This is a genomic window from Paenibacillus sp. EZ-K15 (assembly GCF_002573715.1).
Lineage (GTDB): Bacteria > Bacillota > Bacilli > Paenibacillales > Paenibacillaceae > Paenibacillus_AQ.
Genome location: NZ_PDHM01000027.1, coordinates 12,577 through 35,226, shown reverse-complemented (window position 1 = coordinate 35,226; position 22,650 = coordinate 12,577). Strand labels below are relative to the sequence as shown.

Annotated in this window: 18 protein-coding genes and 1 pseudogene; 18 read left to right on the top strand and 1 reads right to left on the bottom strand. The window is 39.8% G+C overall.

Annotated elements, in window-relative coordinates; all coding sequences use genetic code 11:
• Nucleotides 1–5 precede the first annotated feature (5 nt).
• The 11 genes from CRG97_RS29910 (at nt 6) to CRG97_RS29860 (ending at nt 11,312) form a co-directional block, all read left to right on the top strand.
• A complete protein-coding gene (locus CRG97_RS29910) occupies nt 6–2,372 on the top strand; it encodes a class I SAM-dependent methyltransferase (RefSeq protein WP_098749150.1) in 2,367 nt (788 codons plus the stop codon).
• A complete protein-coding gene (locus CRG97_RS29905; protein ID WP_098749149.1) occupies nt 2,365–3,204 on the top strand; it encodes a glycosyltransferase in 840 nt (279 codons plus the stop codon). Before CRG97_RS29910 ends, CRG97_RS29905 begins: the two co-directional genes overlap by 8 nt.
• Before the next feature lie 14 nt (nt 3,205–3,218).
• Nucleotides 3,219–4,319, top strand: coding sequence for a glycosyltransferase (locus CRG97_RS29900; protein ID WP_098749148.1), 1,101 nt, complete (start codon nt 3,219–3,221; stop codon nt 4,317–4,319).
• A gap of 44 nt (nt 4,320–4,363) precedes the next feature.
• Complete coding sequence (locus CRG97_RS29895) at nt 4,364–6,172, top strand: ArnT family glycosyltransferase (protein WP_098749147.1); 1,809 nt, start codon at nt 4,364–4,366, stop codon at nt 6,170–6,172.
• Between the two features lie 56 nt (nt 6,173–6,228).
• Nucleotides 6,229–6,930 (top strand): glycosyltransferase family 2 protein, encoded by a 702-nt coding sequence (locus CRG97_RS29890; RefSeq protein ID WP_098749146.1) that lies wholly within the window; start codon nt 6,229–6,231, stop codon nt 6,928–6,930.
• A gap of 5 nt (nt 6,931–6,935) precedes the next feature.
• On the top strand, nt 6,936–7,331 hold the full coding sequence (locus CRG97_RS34335) for a DUF2304 domain-containing protein (RefSeq protein ID WP_098749145.1): 396 nt from the start codon (nt 6,936–6,938) through the stop codon (nt 7,329–7,331).
• Nucleotides 7,328–7,759 carry a GtrA family protein gene (locus tag CRG97_RS34330; RefSeq protein WP_098749144.1) on the top strand — a complete coding sequence of 144 codons (432 nt, stop codon included), beginning with the start codon at nt 7,328–7,330 and terminating at the stop codon, nt 7,757–7,759. Before CRG97_RS34335 ends, CRG97_RS34330 begins: the two co-directional genes overlap by 4 nt.
• A gap of 45 nt (nt 7,760–7,804) precedes the next feature.
• On the top strand, nt 7,805–8,353 hold the full coding sequence (gene rfbC, locus CRG97_RS29875) for a dTDP-4-dehydrorhamnose 3,5-epimerase (protein WP_098749143.1): 549 nt from the start codon (nt 7,805–7,807) through the stop codon (nt 8,351–8,353).
• 14 nt (nt 8,354–8,367) lie between these two features.
• The gene (rfbB, locus tag CRG97_RS29870) at nt 8,368–9,390 is read left to right on the top strand and encodes a dTDP-glucose 4,6-dehydratase (RefSeq protein ID WP_098749142.1); all 1,023 of its coding nucleotides are present in this window, start codon (nt 8,368–8,370) and stop codon (nt 9,388–9,390) included.
• Entirely contained in the window at nt 9,387–10,271 is an 885-nt protein-coding gene (gene rfbD, locus CRG97_RS29865; protein ID WP_098749141.1) for a dTDP-4-dehydrorhamnose reductase, read from the top strand. The genes rfbB and rfbD overlap by 4 nt, the downstream gene beginning before the upstream one ends.
• 111 nt (nt 10,272–10,382) lie before the next feature.
• Complete coding sequence (locus CRG97_RS29860) at nt 10,383–11,312, top strand: glycosyltransferase family 2 protein (RefSeq protein WP_098749140.1); 930 nt, start codon at nt 10,383–10,385, stop codon at nt 11,310–11,312.
• A gap of 251 nt (nt 11,313–11,563) precedes the next feature.
• Here CRG97_RS29860 and CRG97_RS34325 read toward each other — a convergent pair whose 3' ends face one another.
• Entirely contained in the window at nt 11,564–11,722 is a 159-nt protein-coding gene (locus tag CRG97_RS34325; RefSeq protein ID WP_098749139.1) for a tyrosine-type recombinase/integrase, read from the bottom strand.
• An 828-nt stretch (nt 11,723–12,550) separates the two neighbouring features.
• Here CRG97_RS34325 and CRG97_RS29845 point away from each other — a divergent pair.
• The 7 genes and pseudogenes from CRG97_RS29845 (at nt 12,551) to CRG97_RS29815 (ending at nt 22,548) form a co-directional block, all read left to right on the top strand.
• A complete protein-coding gene (locus CRG97_RS29845) occupies nt 12,551–13,672 on the top strand; it encodes an acyltransferase family protein (RefSeq protein WP_098749137.1) in 1,122 nt (373 codons plus the stop codon).
• A 155-nt stretch (nt 13,673–13,827) separates the two neighbouring features.
• Nucleotides 13,828–14,300, top strand: a pseudogene (gene tnpA / locus CRG97_RS29840) (IS200/IS605 family transposase).
• A 353-nt stretch (nt 14,301–14,653) separates the two neighbouring features.
• Nucleotides 14,654–15,565, top strand: coding sequence for a glycosyltransferase family 2 protein (locus tag CRG97_RS29835; protein ID WP_098749136.1), 912 nt, complete (start codon nt 14,654–14,656; stop codon nt 15,563–15,565).
• The gene (locus CRG97_RS29830; protein WP_098749135.1) at nt 15,562–16,962 is read left to right on the top strand and encodes an undecaprenyl-phosphate glucose phosphotransferase; all 1,401 of its coding nucleotides are present in this window, start codon (nt 15,562–15,564) and stop codon (nt 16,960–16,962) included. The genes CRG97_RS29835 and CRG97_RS29830 overlap by 4 nt, the downstream gene beginning before the upstream one ends.
• A gap of 447 nt (nt 16,963–17,409) precedes the next feature.
• Entirely contained in the window at nt 17,410–18,015 is a 606-nt protein-coding gene (locus CRG97_RS29825) for a class I SAM-dependent methyltransferase (protein ID WP_098749134.1), read from the top strand.
• A gap of 129 nt (nt 18,016–18,144) precedes the next feature.
• Complete coding sequence (locus tag CRG97_RS29820) at nt 18,145–19,005, top strand: phosphatidylinositol-specific phospholipase C/glycerophosphodiester phosphodiesterase family protein (protein ID WP_098749133.1); 861 nt, start codon at nt 18,145–18,147, stop codon at nt 19,003–19,005.
• A gap of 222 nt (nt 19,006–19,227) precedes the next feature.
• Nucleotides 19,228–22,548 (top strand): S-layer homology domain-containing protein, encoded by a 3,321-nt coding sequence (locus tag CRG97_RS29815; RefSeq protein ID WP_098749132.1) that lies wholly within the window; start codon nt 19,228–19,230, stop codon nt 22,546–22,548.
• Nucleotides 22,549–22,650 lie beyond the last annotated feature (102 nt).

Sequence of the window (22,650 nt, the reverse complement as noted above, 5' to 3'; positions counted from 1 at the left end):
AATGTATGGCTAAGTTGAATCTAGATTACTATGATTCAAGCACTGATGAGGTATATTCTGATGGTGATATAGAGTATGAATTGCTTCAGTTAGCGGGTCAAGATGAGGATAATTGGTATAATGATGGAAGATGGCCCGTTATATATCATATGTCACCCCTTCGTCAAAACATACTAAATTGGTTTCCATTCAAAAAAGATTGTTCAGTTTTGGAGATTGGAGCTGGTTGCGGTGCACTAACAGGTCTCTTCTGTGAAAAAGCGTCAAGGGTAGTTGCAGTGGAATTAACTAAAAGAAGAGCTGATGTAAACTTCCATCGACATAAACACTACAACAATCTTGAGGTTGTAGTTTGCGATTTTCAAAGCATTCCTATTGAATGGAAGTTTGATTACGTAATAATAAATGGTGTGTTAGAGTATGCTTCCTATATGGTAGAAAGTAATGACCCATATGTAGATTTTCTCGAAAAATCCGTAAAGCACTTGGAGGACAATGGGAGGATATTACTCGCAATTGAAAATAGACTTGGATTAAAATATTTTTCGGGGTCAAAAGAAGATCATACAGGTAAGTACTTTTCTGGTTTAAACAATTATACCTCTGAAGAGAAAGTTAGGACTTTTTCAAAGCAAGAACTGATTGGAATAATAGAAAAGGCTGGTTTGTTCCCAACAAAATTCTATTATCCTTATCCTGATTATAAATTCCCTGCTGAAATATTCACTGACACGACTATATCTACGATGGTTCCGACTGTTGCTGATTATCCATTAGATATGCCGAGAGTTAAATTGTTTGATGAAAATAAAGTTTATCAATCATTAATGCAACTTAACATTATGGACAAATTCGCAAATTCCTACTTGGTTGAAATTTCTAAAACAATGGAAGTATCTCAAACAGACTTATCCTATGTCAAGATTAGCGCGAATAGAAATAAAAGGTTTCGTATATGTACCTATGTCGATAATGATAAGAAGTTTGTCTACAAAAAAGCTCTTAATCCTATGGGCTGTGATCATTTAATACAAATGCATGAAAAAAATAATCAGATTTATGGAAATGGGAATATCAAAAATATATCGAGTGAATGGGATGGGCAGAAGATTATCTTTCCCTATATTTCTGAGAAAAGCCTTGAAGAAGTCTTGCTTTCTGAAATACGAAAAGGCAATTTCATGGGTTTTTTGACTGAGTTTGAACGATTCAGGGATAAACTCTATAACGATATAAATCTGCAAAATAAGCAATCAACCGTTGAATTCCAAAAAATATTTGGAGATATGAACCCGCAACAAGCTCTTCGGTGGGTTCAAGATGCTAATATTGATCTAATCTCAGGTAATATTTTCATAACTAATGGAATGTATAGCGTTATTGATTATGAATGGCATTTCTCATTCAAGATCCCCCAAGAATTTGTTTTATGGCGAATGTTAATGCAACTTATGAATGAATATAATCTAAGTGCATTTATGAATAAATCATATATTTATAAACTGTTAGAAATAACTGCAGAAACGGAGAGTTGTTTTTCTAATTGGGAAGAGAATTTTGCCAAGAACTATGTTGGTATCAAGGATTTGTACTACCTATCTGAAGATATTATTCCAATCGATATAGAGAAAGCCGCGCTACAGTATTTAAATGAAAACTCATTGGAAAGCACTGTATTTTACGATCTAGGGGAAGGGTTTTCAGATAGTAATTATGAAAGGCGCAAAGCTGAACCTACTGAATCAGGATTTGTAGTGACATTTTCTAATGAAGAACTTAAGTTTGCCCATAAATTAAGGTGGGATCCACTTGAAGGAATGGCTAGCTGCATAAATATACAGCAAATCGAAACAGATGCAACTGTATATGAAATTATTCCCATCAATTCTGAGGGGTATATTGAAGATAAAGGCTACGAGTTCTTCACTTTTGATCCGCAGTTTGAGCTGAGTGGTATATTTGAGAATGCATCATATCTAAAAGTGTTTTTTTCTTGTGTTGTTTTAGACTGGACTACGGGCTATCAAAAAAAAGAAGAAGAAAATAACCAGTATCGTCGTGAATTAGATGAGCATGTACTAATAAATCAAAAACTAGAGACCGAACTAAATAGTGTAAGGAATAAGCACAGCTCTGTTCAAGAACGATTAGATAAAGAGTTAGACCAATTGAATAAGGCTCAAACAGAATTGAAAGAAACTAGAACAGAGCTAGTCTTAAAAAAAGAGGAGCTTGATAGAGTCTTAAGCGAGCTGAATAAAAAACAGGATGAGCTAAACTTTATCCTTACTCAAATGGATGAAAGGCGTTTAAAGACAGCCGTCAAGGTATTGCTGCGTGGGCAAATAGCAAGGAGGAAAGCCGATGAATAAAGTCAGTGTTATTATGCCCTGTTACAACGATGGGGAGTATATAGAAGAAGCGATATCTTCAGTTTTTTCGCAAACCTACAAGAATGTGGAGCTAATAATAATTGATGACGGGTCTGATAATGAGCACACATTAGATGTTCTTGGTCGTATAACGGGTCCAAATATTAAAATCGTTAAAACTAATCGTGCCAGACCAGCTGGAGCCAGAAATGCTGGTATTGCTAAAGCGACAGGGAAATATATTCTGCCTTTGGACGCAGATGATAAGATTGAGCCGGATTACATTGAGAAGGCTGTTCGTGTTCTAGAGAATGATGAGAGTATTGGCGTTGTCTATTGTTACGCAGAACTGTTTGGTGAGAGAAGTGGTAAATGGGATCTGCCCGACTATTCGTTGGACAAAATGTTATTAGATAATATTGTGTTTGTGACTGCCTTGTTTCATCGGGAGGATTGGGAAAAAGTGGGGGGGTTCAATACCCGTATGCAACACGGGATGGAGGACTATGATTTTTGGTTGTCCATTATCGAAATTGGAAAGGGAGTTTATCAGATTCCTGAGGTACTGTTTCATTATCGTATAAAGCCAAGTTCCCGTACTACTGAATTTTTAACTAACTCAGGTATTGTAAAGGAAACCTACCAGGATATTTATCGGCAACATCCACAACTCTATGAAAAGTACAAAGACCAATATGCACTAGTGTTAAGAGACGCACTTATTGATCAGCTGTTCATAAATAAAACACTTCAGGAAGGGATACTGATATTAGAAAGAATTAAGCGTATACCTGTCCTTAAATCAATCGTTAAAAAATTCATAATGAAATAAGAGGTTTGAAAAAAATGATAATTTTTACATCGATTTGTGCTAACTATGTACATAAAGCCAGGACCTTAGCAAAGTCTGTTAAAGAAAATATTCCTGATGCTACTTTTATCGTATGTCTAACTGAGCGAGAAGTAATTCCTCAAGTTGAATATCAATATTTCGATAGAATTGTTTTATCCAAGGATGCATGGGAAGGTAATTTTAATCGATTTATTTTTAAACATACAATTGTGGAAGCCTCTACCTCTGTTAAAGGTCAATTTTTTCGGTATCTTTATAACGAATTTCCTGATGAGGATAAATTTATTTATTTAGATCCGGATATTTATGTTTACTCAGATTTTACAGAACTAAGATCATTATTGGATACACGTCCTATTGTTTTATGTCCACATCTACTTGAGCCAGGTAATATTGATATGGAACTTTCTAGTACTGCTCATGGAGTATACAATTTAGGCTTTTTAGGAGTTAATCGGAGTCAGGAGGCACAGAGTTTTATTAATTGGTGGGCTGAACGTTTATATCTATATTGTTACGATGATATACAAAATGGAGTTTTTACTGATCAAAAGTGGATAGATTTGGCTCCTTGCTTTTTTGATGTCGAAATATTTAAGCATCGTGGCTATGATTTTGCACCATGGTCGTTATTAAACTGCAATATGATTGAAGAAAATGGTAAATATTATATTAAAGGAGATCCGATTCGGTTTATACATTTCTCTGGTTATGGAGATACTGCTCAAATGTGCATGCGAAAATGGCTTCCGGAAGGAGATCATCCTTTTAAAAAGTTATACTCGGAGTATTCTGAAATTCATGATGCAAATAATGCAGATGCAATTTCAAAAACTACTTGGACATATAGTTCCTATACTTCAGGAGAGAAAATTGAAGATAGTGTAAGATATGCATATCGAAAAGATTATGATGTAATGTTCAGTGTGGAAGATCCTTTTGAATTCAGTAATGAATATTTCAATAAGAAGATTGGCAACTTAACACTAATTACAAAGTCTAGTGGGGTAATTTCTAAATCCTTTAAAGTTATTCGTACTCAAGGGTTTAAAGCTTTTTTCAGAAAAGTTTACAAAAAAATAAGTAGTAATTAATATAACAAAAGATTCTGAAGCCATAGTGGAAGGAACAGAGCAGCATGCAATCTTTTAGGATGTTATTAAATAAATCAAGTTTGTATAAAATATCGATATTATTAATTTTTATACTTGCCGTGATTATAAGAATCCCCGTTATTGATACGACAAGAGACTTAAGAACGGGAAGTGATGAGTTAGTATATCATTACGCTGCGGAAAATATATTAAAAAACAATACGTTAACTTATGATAGAGAAGGGGACATGTTTAAGGGGACACAATTAGTAGAACCAACAAAGGTTTTGTCACCTGGGTATCCACTTTTCATTGCAATAGTATATTTTTTTTCTGATCATTCAACCCAAGCTGTATTTATAGTTCAATTGATTTTAAACTTATGTACTCTTTGGCTGATTTATAGAATTCTTTGTTTGCTAGATATTAAAAAGCTGTATGTAAGTTTCTCATTACTTTTGGCATCGATTTATCCCGGTTTTATTTACAATATTGATAGGATGCTCACAGAGCAATTGTTTTCTTTCTTACTTTTAGCGTTTGTTTACTTTTTTTTGAAAGGAATGCAGAGAAATAGTGCATTATATTTTGTAATCTCTGGGCTTTTGGTAACTAGTGCTATTCATGTGAGGGCCTTAGCATTTCCTTTACTAATACTTGCTATTATTTTTGCATTAGTATATATGAATCTGCCGAAAAAAATATCCGTTAGAAATGTTTTGTTACTACTTGGTACATTCTGTCTTGGTATGATACCATGGTGGATTCGTAATTGGCTTACATTTGATACATTTATGTTCTTCTCAGAAGCTGGTGTAAATCCAAAAGTATGGGGGGCAGTTCCATATTACTTGGATATGGAATTCACCTACAATAAAACGTTGGAAGAGATCTTAAGTGTTAATATAGATACAAACCCTATTTTATATTATAAATGGAGAATTTTTGGATTTTTTCAATATATGTGGGGAGATCTTTGGGATGAAAATTTAGTTCACCCAGAAAGGATTCTAAAGCCATTTCTCATTCTACAACAACTTATTGTTGTTCCTTGTATTTTGTTGATACCATTTATTATTAAAAAGTGCCGTTGGGAAGCACTATTTATTTCTTGTATACCGCTTGGATTTACATTAATGAATATGCCTTTTCATGGCTTACCAAGGTATGTTTATCCTTCTGTTCCTTTTTTATTTATTACCTTGGCAGTAGTTTTAGATATAATTGAGAGGAGGCTAAGAAATCTAAAAAGTCCATCTGGAATAGAAGATGCTTATATTAATAAGTTCCAAAAAATATCTGATCGTTGGATTCGAATCTGCTATAGTTCAGTAGCAACAGTATTTTCTTTGGTACTTGCGTATAGTGTTTATATATATGCATATCAGATTAGTGGGGAGATGTCAGAATATCGTATAAGTAAATATATGGGGATAGATGTCTCGTCCTTAAGAAAAGAAAATTTATTAGTAAAACAAAGTTATACTAAAGAAGAAATATCAATAGAGAATGCAAGTGAAATTACCAGAGGCTCTTATGTCAATAACTTAGTTGGACCAACGATTATTAGAGTTAATAATAAATTTACAGAATATAGCGATGTTGTTACAGAGATCAATTTCAATATTTCAGGAGGCTATTTTTACGATTATATGACTGTTTATTGGACTGGAAAGAACACACCAGAGATCACAGAAAATGCTGTTTATAAATATCCTATTAACTTTATGCAAAAAAAACAAACTATATATATAGATGATGATGTTCAGTCTCTGATGATTGTGCCTACGGTATTTATGGGTGGGGAATTTCAATATAATTCTATTGAAATCAACAAGTATAAGGTCGAGTAATCCTACAGCACGAAACATCAAAAAAAATTAAACCTTTAAAGAGGATTGATACTTAAATGAAGGTATTAGCACTTATACCCGCTTACAATGAAGAAGGAAACTTAGGAGCCCTTCTCAGGAAATTACATGAGTTTGATATTGATGTGCTTGTTATTAATGATTGCTCTACTGATAAAACCATTGAAATATGCAAGCAATACTCTGTTGAATTTATTGATTTACCCAATAATTTGGGCATTGGTGGTGCTGTACAAACAGGTTATCAATTTGCAGCTAACAATAACTATGATATCGCTATTCAGATTGATGGGGACGGACAGCACAATCCAGAATATATACCTAATATTATTGAGCCGATTATTGCACAAAAAGCAGATTTAGTAATTGGCTCAAGATATATCTCAAAGGAAGGCTTTCAATCTAGCTTTGTGAGAAGAATAGGCATAAGGCACTTTAGTCGTCTGATTAAGCTGCTTTTGAAACAGAGTATTACTGATCCTACATCTGGATTTAGAGCGTGCAACAAAACATTGATTCACTTTTTCGCAAAAAAATACCCATCTGATTACCCGGAACCTGAGACGATTGTTACTTTGCTGAGGAATAAAAGAAGGGTTATAGAAGTGCCGGTTATTATGAATAGTAGGGAAAACGGTGCTTCATCAATAAATAAGATCAAGGCAGTATACTATATGATTAAAGTATCTTTAGCAATACTGATTGACTTCTTTAGAGTAAGTAACAAGGAGATTGCATAGAAACTATGATATCATTTAATCTGCAGATATTGTTAATGTTACTGAACATTGGCTTGTTGCTCTTCTTGTTGAATAATATTCGTAAATATAAATTGGAATTAAAATACACTCTATTATGGTTAATATTAAGTTTGGTATCGTTGTTACTGTCTGTATTTCCAGGGATTCTTTTCTTTATTTCCAATAACATCTATATCGAAACCCCTGTAAACGCACTATATCTAGTATCGTTCATTATTGTCTTCATTATTCTTTATAATAATACGGTAATTATATCGCAGCTTACTAACCAAACTAAAAAGTTGACACAAGAGATTGGATTATTAAAGAATGAAATTGATCAAATTAAACAATTTCATCCTAATGCCAATACTTCTTCATCTAACAGGGACATCCTATGATAAATATGCTGTTAAAGAAGTTAAGAGAATATCCGGAGATATTCAACTTTTTTCAATATGGATTCGTTGGCTTACTGGGAACAATAGTACATACAGGCGTACTTGCTCTGAGTGTAGAATATTTAAAAATAATTCCGGTTTTGGCAACAGTGATAGGATTTGTTTTTTCTTTGGTATTATCTTATGTATTAAATTCAAAATGGACATTTAAAAGGAATAGCAAGACTAAAAATAGTTTTATAAAATATACTATCACATGTTCTATTGGTCTATTACTTAATATAATTATTATGTTTGTAATTGTGAATATATTAGAATACTCTTATTTATTTGGTCAACTTACAGCTATAGTGTTGGTACCAATATTTAATTATTCCCTCTCAAGATATTGGGTTTTTAATAAGGTTGATATTAAGGCCGATAAGTGAATGGAATATTCATACTATATTAAATTGATATGGAGAATCAAATAGATGAAAAACACTCATTTGATATTGAATGGCGCTTTTTTGATTGAACCAAAAGTCCACGGCGATCACCGGGGCTTTTTTATGGAGAGTTACAACGATTCGCTATTTAAGCAGCATGGCATTACCTATAACTTCATCCAAGACAACCAATCTTTATCCGCCGAAGCTGGGGTTCTCCGTGGTCTTCATTATCAGCTCAACCCTAAGGCTCAAACCAAACTCATACGTGTCCTAACAGGTGCTATTTACGATGTGATCGTAGATATTAGAAAAAGCTCCCCTACTTTTGGTCAGTGGGTTGGCGTCATTTTGAGCGAGCATAACCATCGTCAGCTGCTGGTGCCTAAGGGCTTCGCACATGGTTTTTGTACACTCGTACCCAATACCCAGGTTCTCTATAAAGTGGACGAATATTATTCCCCCGAGAATGACCGTGGCATATTATGGAATGATCCGGCTTTGGAGATTGAATGGCCAACGTCGAATCCGATTCTATCGGATAAAGACCAGCGGCACCCGCTGCTGAAAGACGCAGAGATGAATTTTGAATAGGGGGCAACAATCGGATGAAACTTCTTATCACCGGCGGTGCCGGTTTTATCGGCAGTAACTTTATTTTATATATGATTCAGCAGCATCCGAATTATCAGATTATTAACATGGATGCGCTCACGTATGCAGGGAATTTAGAGAATTTAAAATCGGTACAAAACCACCCGAATTATTCATTTATCCAGGCAGATATTGCGGATAAACAAGCGGTGGATGGCATTTTCCAACAAGGCGTTGATGTGGTGGTTAATTTCGCGGCAGAATCACATGTAGATCGCAGTATTCTGGAACCGGAAATCTTTGTGAACACCAATGTCATGGGTACACAGGTTCTTCTGGATGCAGCCAAAAAATATGGCGTGACCAAATTTGTTCAAGTATCCACGGATGAAGTATATGGGTCCTTGGGTGAAACTGGTTTGTTCTCTGAAACGACACCACTTGCACCCAATAGTCCTTATTCTGCCAGCAAGGCAGGCGGCGATTTGCTCGTAAGGGCTTATCATGAGACCTTTGGTCTCCCGGTTAACATTACCCGCTGCTCGAATAATTACGGTCCATACCAATTCCCTGAGAAGCTGATCCCTCTGATTATTTCTCGTGCCCTAAATGATGAATCTTTGCCAGTCTACGGCGATGGCCTCAATATCCGTGATTGGCTGTATGTCGAGGATCATTGCAGTGCGATCGATCTGGTTATTCACCAGGGGAAAATTGGTGAGGTTTATAATATCGGAGGCAACAACGAACGTACCAATGTTCATATCGTCAAAACCATTTTGAACGAGCTCGGTAAGCCGGAGTCATTAATTACTTACGTAGAAGATCGTCCAGGTCATGACCGACGTTATGGCATTGATCCTACAAAAATCATGAATGAGCTGGGCTGGAAGCCAAAGCACAACTTCGAGACAGGCATTAAGGAAACGATTCAGTGGTATTTGAGCAACAAAGAGTGGTGGACGAGAATTCAATCCGGCGCATATCGTGATTATATGACCCAGCAGTATGGCAGCCGATTGGGTGGGAACGGATGAAGGTATTAATCACAGGAGCACATGGTCAGCTAGGGCAGGATATTGCACGGATATTTAACCTAGCTGGTCATGAAGTTTTTAACTGCGGTAGAGAAGAACTAAACATAACGGACCTAGATCAATGCCTCCAAGTAAGTTCAACCCACCGACCCGACTGGATCATTCATTGTGCAGCTTATACGGCGGTTGATGCTGCAGAGACGGATGTGGACGGTGCTTATCTCGTGAATGCAGTAGGTACTAGAAACATGGCTCTTACCGCCGAAAAAATTGATGCCAAGATCGTATTTATTAGCACGGATTACGTTTTTAGTGGTACGAGCGGAAGGCCATATATAGAGTATGATTTCCCCGACCCGCAAAGCGTTTATGGAAAGTCCAAGCTTGCAGGTGAACAGATAGTTCAAAGTTTTTGCTCTCGTTGGTTTATTGTGCGAACTTCATGGTTGTTCGGCCTGCATGGCAACAACTTTGTAAAAACGATGCTTCGTCTAGGACAAGAAAAACCGCTGTTAAAGGTAGTTAATGACCAAAAAGGTTCGCCTACCTACACGGTAGATCTGGCGCAGTTCTTGATAAACTTAATTTCCACTGAAAAATACGGTATATATCATGCCTCCAACAGTGGTTCTTGTACTTGGTATGAGTTTACTAGCGCCATTTTTGAAGAGGCTCGTGAACAATTGGGACTTACCATAACCGCTGAATTGCAGCCTTGCACAACGGCAGAATTTCCACGGCCCGCCCCACGTCCGGCCAATTCAACGATGGATCACCTGGCTATCCGTCTAAACCAATTTGAGGATTTGCTACATTGGCGTGAAGGGCTGAAGCAGTTTATGCTGGATATGAAGCAGCACCCTAAACTATACTTAAAATAAATACAGCGATGTAAGAGGCCTGATCTGTATGGATCAGGTTTTTTATTAGCCTATCTCTCTAATGAATGACAACAGTATGAAGCCAATGTGTTTTTCTGGAGGTTCCTCACTATGAATAAAGTGCAAGTGTTACTATCCGCCTATAACGGCGAACGGTATATATCTGAACAAATCCAGAGCCTTCTCAATCAGACACACCCCTCCATTTCGATTTTGATACGAGACGATGGATCCGCGGATCAAACAATTCAAGTTCTCGAACAATTAATCAAATTACATCCCCATAAGATCAAGCTCATAAAAGGAACGAATGTTGGCGTTGTGTCCAGTTTCTTTGAACTTCTGCGTGCTGCAGACGCTGAGGCTGATTATTACTGTTTTTGCGACCAGGATGACGTGTGGCTTGATCATAAGGTAGAGCATGCTATAGCCCGCCTAGATTCCTCTATATATACGGAAGTACCGGCGATGGTATTTACATCGACCTACCTTACGGATGACGAGTTAAACAGGAAAGGTGTATGGCCAAAGCCTCCTGCTCAGGAACCCTCTTTCTTCAATGCGTTATACGAAAACATTGCCATTGGCGCGACAATCACGATGAATCGATCGGCAAGAAACCTGTTTATAAATAGTAGATCGGTTGACAGTCAAAAGGTTCTTATGCACGATTGGTGGTTCTACCTGCTCGTTTCCGCATTTGGAACTGTAATCTACGATAACAAGCCATCCATGTTATATCGTCAGCACAATAACAATGTGGTAGGGGGCAGCAACTCTATCGTGGGTAAGTTGAAGAGCAAATGGGCCAGTTTTAAGAGACATACAGGCAAAGATTTGTTGCATAAACAAGCAAGCGAATTTGATCGAATCTATGGATCGCGATTGACTGGCGAACAGAAAGTACAGCTGGAGTTATTTCTTGCATCTCGCGTAAGATACATCGATCGATTACAATATGCGCGTAAGAGCAAATTGTACAGACAATCCAAGGCAGAGAGTTTGTTGTTCAAGTTTTTTATTTTGATCGGGTTTATATGAGAGTTAAATGAAATAAGGCAGAGCAAACTTATTCCTTGATATTTCTTCTTTCTCCATGAACTATGCAATAATGTCGATAGATTACATGGACACCCAAGAACGCCCGTAATCGCAGTGATACGGGCATTCTTGGGTTGTGTTTTTCTGTAGAAAAATCACTTTTCCTGAAAAGTCGATATTTTCAAAATGTCTGCATAATGAATATTGATTTTATTATTTGCGTTTTCTTTCATCTTCTCAGTCACATTCGTTTAGATCTTTAATGTAGTTTTCACATCAGTATGTCGAACACGCTGCATTTTTGTTTTTAAATCCACCCCTGCTTCTGCCAGAAGACTTATATATGTGTGTCGAAAGATATGGGGCGACGCATTCTTAGTTATTTTGGTCTTAGCTAAAATTTGCTTCATGTACGGTAGACATCGATAGGAAGAAGGGAGTAACCATTGTCTCTGCTAAATTCAATTTTCCAAGGCCATTTTAATGAACATGACTCTCCTACCCTCATCCCCGAAAATGCGAGTAGATAGAATATGGAAGTCTTTTGATGATCGCTTAATTCGACTGTGGTATTTAGATATTCCTCCGTTCCTTTCTCTCGAAATATTTTTCTTAAATCGCCTCGTTTTCGTTTTCCTCTACTGTCAGGATTTTGGTTGGGATTTCTGCCCCATAACATGGATTGTCTTTCCTCAATTTTCCTCTGATTGCATTTTTATATACCATATTAGCAACACTGTTTTTGATGATCCTCGTGGGTAATATTGCCAATTTGTATGCTAGCGATATAGCGGTAAAGTGCTTGTAGTGTTTCTTCGCGAAGTTTAATGTTTTTTCACTCCGTGTTTGGATTTTAAACCTTAAACCAGTATTTAGAAACTATTTCGAAGGTCTGTTTTTTTACTTTTCTATGATTGATTCCGTGTTTTTTAAAGCATCAACCACCGCTTTTGCTCGATCGTAAGCTTCTTTTTTTTGTATCCCCTCGGCGCCGAATCTGTCTTCGTTTCCCCGTCGTGGGATCAACTGGTACGAGCCGCATGAGTATGTTCCAACGAAGAAGCCAACGTTTCAGATCATCGTGAAAGGCAAGTCATAAAAAACAATCGCAAAGAGGGCGCCGAGTTGCTTGTCTTGATGGGAGCTGTTACTCGTTAACTGATTAGTTATTTGTATAGCAACATATTCTTATATTCCTTATAATATAAATATTCTGTAAAACTTAAAGGAGTATAAGGATGCGCAATTTCGGTCTCGATGTAGTACGAAGCATAGCAATAATTATGGTCTTAATTAGCCATAGTCGCATATTTTTTGGAGAGTACGATCTTCAATGGTTGTCTTATAACGGTTTGATTGGTGTAGAAATTTTCTTTGTATTAAGTGGTTATTTAATTGGCCGCATCATAATTAAAGATGTGCTACCGCAAAATTCTTTTAAACCGTTATTTGTTTTTTATCAAAGAAGATGGTTCCGGACGCTTCCTGTTTATTTCTTGATTATGGTTCTTCTCATCATAATAGTAGGAAAGCATCCTAACTGGACAAATTTAATATTTCTCCAGAACTTTAATGAGATGCATTTGGGATTTATGCCGGTTTCATGGAGCTTATCGATAGAAGAGTGGTTTTATTTGTTGATACCGCCGTTATTTATGATAGCTTTGCTTATAACGAGGAATAACTCAAGAACAACCTTTTTTGTCATTTGTTGCTTAGTTATTTTGGTCGTAACCATCGCAAGGTTTTATTATGTACTAACGATAAACCCAAATTGGGATTACGGCGTTCGAAAACAGATATTTCTTCGGTTGGATAGCATAATGTTCGGTGTGTTGCTGGCAGGAATCAAAATATATTATCCGCATGTTATTGAGAAATTAATGAGGCATAGAAGCTGCATGTATCTCCTCACAACATTCTTGCTATTATTTTGTGTATTATATTATATTTTTGTTCTCGATGCCGGGAAAGAAGCGATGAATAATTCCTTGTTCGGACGAACAATTTTCTTTAATGTGATCTCTGTTAGCTCCGGCTTTTTAGTGATAACCCTTTCAGAAGATCAGAAGCTCAACTCGTTTTTCAAAGGCAGGCGCCCAGAAAAGGCTTTTTATTTTTTAAGTGTGACCAGTTACTCAGTTTATCTGGTACACTATGAACTGTTCGTCTATCTTCAAAGGTACATTGGAGACTCTTCATTTGAGGTGAAATCTTTATACCTAATTGCTTCAATTCTATCCACATATCTAATATCATCTCTTATTTACTTTTTTTATGAGAAGCCGATATTAAGATTTAGAGATAAAATAACAGCTAGAAAAAGAATCAATCAGGAAGGACTTCAAGTACGCTTATGAGTAAGCGTACTTTTTTATTTAGGCTTTAGCCAGTTGAGTGCGTGAAACGCGCGAAACAAAAAACCACCCGCTTTGCGGGTGGAGGGAACGAGGGTTTGACCAATAAGACCCGATAGAATTGAGATGTTCAGGCGGGGTGAAAGGAATGGTCTTATATGGCAAACAAGAACTATAGTTTAGCTCACACAAAGTGGATGTGCAAATACCACATTGTATTCACCCCGAAGTATAGACGGAAAGAGATCTATAATCAAGCGAGGAAAGATTTAATCGAAATTTTCAAACGTTTAAGTAAGTACAAGGGAGTAGAGATCATAGAAGGTCACATGATGCCAGATCACGTACACATCTGGTAGCGATACCACCCAAAATTTCAGTATCATCCTTCATGGGATATTTGAAGGGGAAAAGTGCGCTAATGATCTTTGAGAAGCATGCGAAATTAAAGTATAAATATGGGAATCGGAAATTTTGGGCAGAAGGATATTATGTCAGTACAGTGGGTTTGAACGAAGCAACCGTAGCAAAATACATTCGTGAACAAGAAGCCCATGACCAAGCGATAGATAAACTGAGTGTAAAAGAGTATGAAGATCCATTCAGCAACAATAGGAGCAAAAAGAAGTAAACCAGTATAACTGGTAAGTGGAAGTGACAAATTACACTGAGCCTGAACAGATTTGTGGTCAGGCTAGCGTCTTTAGGCGCAGTTTGGCAACAGGGGGTTATGCCCCAAGAGCAAACCACCCGTTGGACGGGTGGTTATGATTGTTAACTCGTCAAGAAAGGAGTGATGCTATGTTCGGTGGACCATTTAACCGGTTGCCGTTAATCGACCGCTTACTATGTTAAGCGATTGAATTAATATAAATTGGAGGAGAAAGCGCGAAAACCTATAGAATCGATGTTATACGATTATCTACGGTTACATTTATGCTATAATGTCGATAGATTACTATATTTGTCAGGAGACGTTATGCAATGGATTTAAGCATTTTAATCGTGAACTACAATACCTGTCAGCTGACGGTGGACTGTTTGCGATCCGTGTTTGCATCAGAGACGGACTATACATACGAAGTCATTTTGATAGATAACAACTCGAAGGACGACTCGGTTCAGACCATCCGAGAGTTATTCCCGCAGGTCAAGCTGATCGAGAACACGGAGAATACCGGCTTTGCCAAAGCCAACAATCAGGGGATGGAAGTTGCGGAAGGTCGCTATATGCTGCTGCTAAATTCCGACACGATTATCCAGCAGGATACGATTCAGACAATGGTCGCTTTTATGGACTATAATCCGATCATTGGTGCTTCTGGCTGTAAAATCGTCCTCCCGGACGGTTCGCTGGATAAGGCCTGCAAAAGAGGATTCCCAACACCTTCAGCTTCTTTTTACTATGCTTTTGGGCTCAGCAAGCTGTTCCCGAACAAGCCGGAGTTTAACCAGTATCAGCTGGGGTATTTGAATCCGGACGTAGAGTATCCGGTGGATTGTTTGGTCGGTGCGTTCATGCTGGTACGCCGCGAGACGATTGAGCAGGTTGGTGGCTTGGATGAAACCTTTTTTATGTACGGGGAAGACATCGACTGGTGTTATCGCATCAAGCAGGCGGGATGGGGAATTCACTATTATCCTCGGACCAAGATTATCCATTATAAAGGCGGAAGCGCCCGACGCAGGCCATTCAAGATTATTTATGAGTTCCATCGCGCGATGATTCTTTTTCATCGGAAGCATTACCGGCAGAAATACAACATATTCGTTAATGGAGCCGTCTATGCAGGCGTTGGTCTGAAATTGCTCTTATCCTTGCTTATGAACCGGCTTAAGCCTATTCGTCAAGCAACCATAACGCAATCTTCAGGTGGAGTGGAGGTGAAATCATGATCCGTCAGAATCAGGGGTTTTTGACCAAATTGTACATGTTAACTGACTTTGCCTTTATACAGCTGGCCTTTCTGTTCGCTTGGTGGATCAAGTTTGAGAGCAGTTGGTTTCCGTACGAAGAGCCGCTCCCTCTTGAAACCTATACTTTGTGGAGTTTCGTTTACGGCGCAGTAGCCTTGGCTGTTGGCATCATGATCTCCTTATACTCACCGAAGCGGAAAAAGCGCTTTGCCGACGAATTCATGAAAATCTTCCAGGTGCATTTTATCGGGATGTTCATTCTCTTAAGTATTATGTTCTTTGTTAAAGAGGTGAATATCTCTCGTTGGTATCTCGCCATCTACATGATTCTAAACGTAGCCTTCATTATTCTATACCGTTATTTCCTAAAGAAATCCCTAAAACATTTTCGGGAAAAAGGCTACAATCGCCAATTCGTGCTCATCGTGGGCGCAGGTACGCTGGGTAAGCGCTTCTTCAAAAATCTGAAGCAATACCCGGAGCTCGGGTATGAAGTCATCGGTTTCCTGGATGATTACCAGCAGTGGGACGAGATCGAAGCTAGACGGCTTAAACCTATTCTCGGGTCGGTCAGCGATCTACATAAGGTGCTGAACGAAAATCTCGTCGATGAGGTCGTACTAGCACTTCCGCTAAATGCGCACCACAAGTACCCGGAGATCATTGCCGCTTGTGAAAAAGCCGGTGTGCGGACGCTGATTATCCCGGACTTTTTCGACTACCTCCCGGCACGGCCGGTGTTTGATAACTTTGCGGGGATGCCGATGATCAACGTGCGCGATATCCCGCTGGATCTAGCGGCAAACCGGCTGTTTAAGCGAGCGTTTGATATCGTATTCTCGTTAGTGGCGATTATCCTTACCTTGCCGGTGATGATCGGGATTTACCTAGGGATTCGTTTGACTTCCCGAGGCCCTGTCATTTTCAAGCAGGAGCGGGTCGGGCTGAACCGCAGGAACTTTTATATGTATAAATTTCGCTCTATGAAGCCGCTGCCGGAAGGGGCATCGGATACGGGCTGGACCGTGGAAAATGATCCGCGCCGCACCAAGTTCGGCTCTTTTCTTCGGAAGACCAGTCTGGATGAGCTGCCTCAGTTCTTCAATGTCCTGTTCGGTCATATGAGCGTGGTAGGCCCTAGGCCGGAGCGACCTTATTATGTTGAACAGTTCAAAGAGGAAATTCCAAAGTACATGGTGAAACACCACGTACGCCCGGGCATCACGGGATGGGCGCAGAGCAACGGCCTGCGTGGGGATACTTCGATTGAGGAACGGATCAAGCACGATATTTTCTACATTGAGAATTGGTCCATTCTGTTTGATATCAAAATCATTCTGCGCACGATCCGCAACGGATTCAAGAACGCATACTGATCATAATCGATGTTAACGTCATTTGGCATGAGCCAGATGGCGTTTTTTTGTTTGCGTACCTGTCCCAGACGCTTATATGCTCCCCAGGTCCCGACTGACGCAGAAAGATATCGAATACTGTCGCTTTTTGTAAGGCTGTGGCGTATCAGAGAATTAATTTCGGACATTTGATCCATTCATCAAGCCAGAGACATGCATGTGCACCACATCGTACAATAGTCAATCGGATACATTTACAATATATAACTATAATACTATTATAATGAAATAGGAGACTCGTCAATGTCTTCAGTGGTCCATATGTAGGATCGTTAGTACGCAAGGATGATCCAATTCTTGATTTTCTTTGTGAGCGCTAAGTTAATGTTTTTCAAATGACCTTGTTTTCATCTGTCGCCGCTTCATTTGCCAAACGGGAATTAAAATCCAATATGGGGAGGAATCGAAATGGAAAACGCCAAGGTTCAGGACTTCATTGAAAGCAGTCAACAGCAATGGGACGAAGAGTATAGATCCAACATGTGGGATTATTTATCGGACATCACGGAATATGCCAGATACTCGGTCGTGTACGGTTACATAAGAAAGTTTATTGGGGACGAGGGTATCTTGGATATGGGATGCGGAGCCGGAATATTGTATGACATGCTCCTGGATGTTGAAAAGTCGAATTACACGGGTGTCGACCTGTCCGAAGAAGCGATCAAAATCGCATCCAGCAAAACATCAAGGAACCTATTCCAGCGTGCGGACATTAATCATTATGTTCCTCATAAGCGTTACAACGTCATTGTGTTTAATGAGTCATTGCAGTACGTGCCAAACACCCCGAACAAACTGCTAGAATATGCGCGTTACCTGACCCCAGATGGAGTCATCATCTCTTCCCTTTATTCTCACAAGAATACCAAAGATCCTGATTATCTCATGGTAGAGCATAAGATTGGCGAGATTGAAAGCTGCGGATTATTTGATATCGTGGATAAAGTCAGCGTGTTTAACCACAACGCGGGATTGAAATGGTATATTCATCTTTTGAAGGCCAAAAGCTAGTGATCAGCAGTATTCATAAAATCATTCCGTCATTTGGCAGCAGCCGAGTGGCGGTTTTTTGTTTGGCCCACCCTTCAACCGGGTATTTACCTAGCAACAGCGATGAACGAAACAAAGGGTGGGGATACCATGAAACGGATCGCAGCTGTCCTTCTATTATTTTCCGCCATTATGATACTGCTTCAGACTCATCTTGAGATGGATGAGGAAGAACCACAAGGATTCGCGGCCTATCGCCTGATTGCGCACGCCATGGGGAGTATCGGTGAACAGCCCTATACGAACGCTTATGAAGCCATGGTCGTTAACTACGAGAAAGGCACTCGGGTATTCGAGATTGATTTGATGCTGACGGAGGACCGTAAAGTCGTCGCCAGGCATGAGTGGACGGAGAGCATGACACAGCAGCTAGGCCAGAAGGAAAAACTCCCGGACGATAAGCAGGCAGCCCGTCTGAGCCATGAGGAATTCATTAATACACCGATTTTGGAGCAATACCAACCGATGGATATTGAGGGGATAATGGATATGATGGAGCGTCATCCCGATATCTACATCGTGACAGACACGAAGGAGCAGGAGGATCAGGATATTCAATACCTGTTCACGGAGATTGTAAACGCTGCTAATGAGCGGGACCCGGAACTTCTGGATCGGGTGGTCATCCAAATTTATAATGAGCCCATGCTCGATATGGTTCTGGACATCTATCCGTTTGAGTCAATTATCTATACGCTGTATGCCACGCAGGATTCACCTGCCGAGATCACGGCTTTCGTGCAGGAGAACAACATTGACGCCGTTACCATGCCGGAGTACAAGGTCAGCCCGAATTTCGTAGCCAAGCTGAGGCAAGCGGGTGCCGTGACTTATGTCCACACCATTAATGACACCACGACCGTGAACAATTATGAAAAATGGGGCGTGTACGGCGTTTATTCAGACCTGCTGACAGAGCCGGAGTTGGAGCAGAACAGTTTGAGGTTTTAGTTAATAACCAACCATATATGCAGATTATGAAAAAATATGTCTATAAAAGGGCATGTTTTTTCATTTGTTCCAGTAATTGGACTTGTGTTATTTACTGGAAGTGTTAATGTTATTAGAACTTATTGACTATAAATATTTAGGTCTATTGATTCAAAACGATAGATTAATAGTCATATAGTCTTATGTCAGGATTGAAAATAATTAGGGGGAGAGGAATTCAACTTGGGTAACAGACTAGGATTTTACAAAAAGGCAATAAGTGCGGTATTAGGTATAACCCTCATACTGTCTCCGTTAGGCGGAGCCTTTGCTGCAACAGCAAAAGATGAGCCGCAAACCACTTCTAGTGCTAGTGATATTGCAGGACACTGGGCAAGTAAGACGCTTCAAAAATGGAATGAACAAGGTTTTCTTAATGGGGATCAAAACGGAAAGATTCATCCGAATGCCCCAATAACTAGGGCTCAGCTTGCCGCGGTCATTAATCGATCGTTTCAGTTCGAGACAAAGGCTGTCATTTCATACAGTGATGTTAAAAGTACATCATGGTACTATAATGACTTGTCCGTGGCTGCCTCGCAAGGGTACATGAAGGGATACAGCAATGGAACCTTCAAACCGGATAGTAAGGTAACACGTCAGGAATTGGCTGTCATCTTGAGTTCACTAATGGAGCTTAAGCCAAGTGATGCAGCCAATAAATTTACAGACACGGATAGTAGTCCAACATGGAGCAAAGGGGCGATCGGGGCTGTCACTTCTAGCGGTATCATGAATGGAAGTAATGGCAAGTTCAGACCGACAGCAAGTGCATCGCGTGCTGAAGCCATAACCGTACTTGATCGTGCTCTTGAGCAGATTAAATCTAAGGAAGTTACGAGTTACGACAAGGCAGGCACATTTGGTCCTGTTACAGGAACTAAGAAAATTCCGGGATCCGTACATATTAATGCCTCGGATATCACGCTTCAAAATATGACCATAGAGGGTAACCTTGTCATTGGCGAAGGCGTTGGTGAAGGGGATGTCACGCTTCAAGGAGTAACGGTCAAGGGAAGTACAACGATAAAAGGCGGAGGTAAAAACAGCATTCATGTGGTTGACTCCGTGCTTATTACCGTTATTGTGAACAAAAAGGATGGAAGTGTCCGTATCGTTGCCGAAGGTGGCAGTTCTGTATCACAGGTTACACTGCAATCAGGCGTGATTCTGGAAGAAACAGGTTTGACAGGTGAAGGGTTTAAGGATCTTTTATTATCTGATCTTATTCCATCTGGCTCAAGCGTGACTTTGGCAGGGCAGTTTGAAACAGTGGATGTCACAGCAGCCTCACTGAATGTGAATCTTACCTCCGGCTCTGTAGCTCAGCTTAACGTGGCGGCTAATGCTTCCGGCACAAGATTGAATGTTGGGTCTTCTGCATCTGTTCTATCCCTGATTCTTAATGCAGCTGCATCTGTCAGTGGTCAGGGGAGCATTGGTAGTGCTCAGGTTAATACTGCAGGCGTATCCTTCATTCAGCGCCCAAGTAATCTGGTGCTAAATAATAACGTTACCGTAAACATTAGTAGTGGAAACTCTATTTCCGGATCTAACGCTGGAACTGGAGGGAGCGGGAATACAACGGATCCTAATCCTACTCAACCACCAGTGTCGGACCGCATTCAATTGAGCAATGGACAGGCATTGCTGCAGTTTGCGACTGCCGTTCCTTCTCTGGAACTAACGGATCTTAACATCAGTGCAACGGTTGCAGGCACTGTTTATCCGTTGGAAGACATTGCGTTTAATAACGCAACTAAAATACTGGCATTCAAACCGATTTCGCTGGATGAGCATTATGGTGATACATTTGTTCTTAATGTTACGCCTGCAGCGGGTAGTTCCAAGTTCACAACAAATTTAACGGGCAGGATGAAACTCGAAGGCTTTGAAGGTACAATAACCGATGTTAACGAACTTCCTGTGCAAGGTATGAGAATTGACTTCCGTGGAGGATTAGGCAATACAACGGGCAGCATTGCTGCGTCGGCGGTTACAAATGCGGATGGACGATATACCGCTAATTTACCAGCTGGGGTATATACAGGACAACTTACAAAAGCCGGCTTTATTACGACTTATGTAGTAGGTGTCTCACTAAGCGACAGCTTTAACCGAAATGAAGATGCGACTGCAATCAAAATCCCGGCAAACGATGAGATTCGTATTGTGTTGACATGGGGAGAGAAGCCACGAGATGAAGACTCCCATCTGCTTGGACCAACACCTGATGGAAGAGCATTCCACACTTACTTTGCTGACCGGGAATATTATTATCATGGAGAAAAGTACGCGGATCTGGACCATGATGATACAGATTCTTATGGTCCAGAGACAACGACAATCCGCAAGCGCGTAGACGGTAAGTATCAGTTCTATATTCACAACTACTCCAGAAACGGATATGACGGATCGGAAACGCTGCGTAATTCATCTGCTAAGGTTGAGATATACAGCGGAAATAGTGGTCAGCCTGTCAAGACATATCATATCCCGAGCGGAAGCGGAGATGAGTTATACTGGTATGTATTCGATATGGAAGTTAACGGTGCAGAACTGAATTTCACGGATCATAACAAGCTTGTTGTGAATGAGCCTCAGTCTGATCTTCAGCCGGCAGTAGAGTATAATTTCTACTCATCCATTGAAGGAAATCGCTTAGTAGATAAAGCTCTACAGTTTACGCTTGGGTCGGGGTATTATCCAACTCAAGATAAGGTATACCTTCGCTTTTCTATCGAGGGTCCGTTGAACCCGGATCTTGTTGAACTTAAGTCAAGTGCAGGCGCTTTGTTACCGTTCCAGCCCAATTCATTGAATAATTCGATTGAGGCTTACCACGGTTCAAATGACAACGGACATGGTGTGTCTAATCTGGAACTCCAGTACGAGCTGAAGTTCAAGCAAGCGGGAAGATATACACTTAAAACTGAATTTATTGATGTAAGCAGTAATCAAGTTTTGGATACGACTTACGATACGCTGGACATTAAAGACGGAGAACTTGAACTTCTCAACGATGAGAACGCAAAACTATTGATTGAGTCAAGAGTTTCCTATCTTACGACGGTTGGAGATGCTGTTTATCTCACAGATCGAAATAATCCCCTATTGAATGATACGTTAGTTATCATTGAGGATCTGGAAATGAAAACTCCAGCAACCGTGACTGGCAGCGTATATCTTAAAGAACATCAAGGCTCGATTATTCTTGAGAATTACAATGATGGGAATCAACATGTTATTTATCACGCAACGGCTAAGCTGGCCCGAGGGTCGCAGCAGACGATTGCTCAACCTATATCCATCATTATTCCGACACTGAACATGTTGATTGATGAGGCCATTGCAGATGCTGATAAGCTGATTAATGATGACCCTACTTTAACTGACTTGATCACTGCTCGTGACGCGGCGTGGCAGGCTAGAATTGGCAGTCAGAATGATGCTAAAATCGCGGCACTCAAACAGCTGGCGAGTGTACTAGTCAACTTGCTCTAAAATACGGCTAAGATGATCCATCTTGCCCGTCCGATTCACTCATGTGAATTCGGGCGGGCTTTTTCATTCTCATCTTACGCAGCACAGTACCGCGTCCTTTGG

Bases quoted from the DNA above. Each gene is read 5' to 3' on its own strand.
- CRG97_RS29845 (WP_098749137.1), top strand. From the start codon at position 12,551: ATGCGCAATTTCGGTCTCGATGTAGTACGAAGCATAGCAATAATTATG.
- CRG97_RS29860 (WP_098749140.1), top strand. From the start codon at position 10,383: ATGAATAAAGTGCAAGTGTTACTATCCGCCTATAACGGCGAACGGTAT.
- CRG97_RS34325 (WP_098749139.1), bottom strand. From the start codon at position 11,722: ATGAAGCAAATTTTAGCTAAGACCAAAATAACTAAGAATGCGTCGCCC.
- CRG97_RS29825 (WP_098749134.1), top strand. From the start codon at position 17,410: ATGGAAAACGCCAAGGTTCAGGACTTCATTGAAAGCAGTCAACAGCAA.
- CRG97_RS29900 (WP_098749148.1), top strand. From the start codon at position 3,219: ATGATAATTTTTACATCGATTTGTGCTAACTATGTACATAAAGCCAGG.
- CRG97_RS34335 (WP_098749145.1), top strand. From the start codon at position 6,936: ATGATATCATTTAATCTGCAGATATTGTTAATGTTACTGAACATTGGC.
- rfbB (WP_098749142.1), top strand. From the start codon at position 8,368: ATGAAACTTCTTATCACCGGCGGTGCCGGTTTTATCGGCAGTAACTTT.
- CRG97_RS29820 (WP_098749133.1), top strand. From the start codon at position 18,145: ATGAAACGGATCGCAGCTGTCCTTCTATTATTTTCCGCCATTATGATA.
- CRG97_RS29905 (WP_098749149.1), top strand. From the start codon at position 2,365: ATGAATAAAGTCAGTGTTATTATGCCCTGTTACAACGATGGGGAGTAT.
- rfbC (WP_098749143.1), top strand. From the start codon at position 7,805: ATGAAAAACACTCATTTGATATTGAATGGCGCTTTTTTGATTGAACCA.
- rfbD (WP_098749141.1), top strand. From the start codon at position 9,387: ATGAAGGTATTAATCACAGGAGCACATGGTCAGCTAGGGCAGGATATT.
- CRG97_RS29890 (WP_098749146.1), top strand. From the start codon at position 6,229: ATGAAGGTATTAGCACTTATACCCGCTTACAATGAAGAAGGAAACTTA.
- CRG97_RS29910 (WP_098749150.1), top strand. From the start codon at position 6: ATGGCTAAGTTGAATCTAGATTACTATGATTCAAGCACTGATGAGGTA.
- CRG97_RS29895 (WP_098749147.1), top strand. From the start codon at position 4,364: ATGCAATCTTTTAGGATGTTATTAAATAAATCAAGTTTGTATAAAATA.
- CRG97_RS34330 (WP_098749144.1), top strand. From the start codon at position 7,328: ATGATAAATATGCTGTTAAAGAAGTTAAGAGAATATCCGGAGATATTC.
- CRG97_RS29830 (WP_098749135.1), top strand. From the start codon at position 15,562: ATGATCCGTCAGAATCAGGGGTTTTTGACCAAATTGTACATGTTAACT.
- CRG97_RS29835 (WP_098749136.1), top strand. From the start codon at position 14,654: ATGGATTTAAGCATTTTAATCGTGAACTACAATACCTGTCAGCTGACG.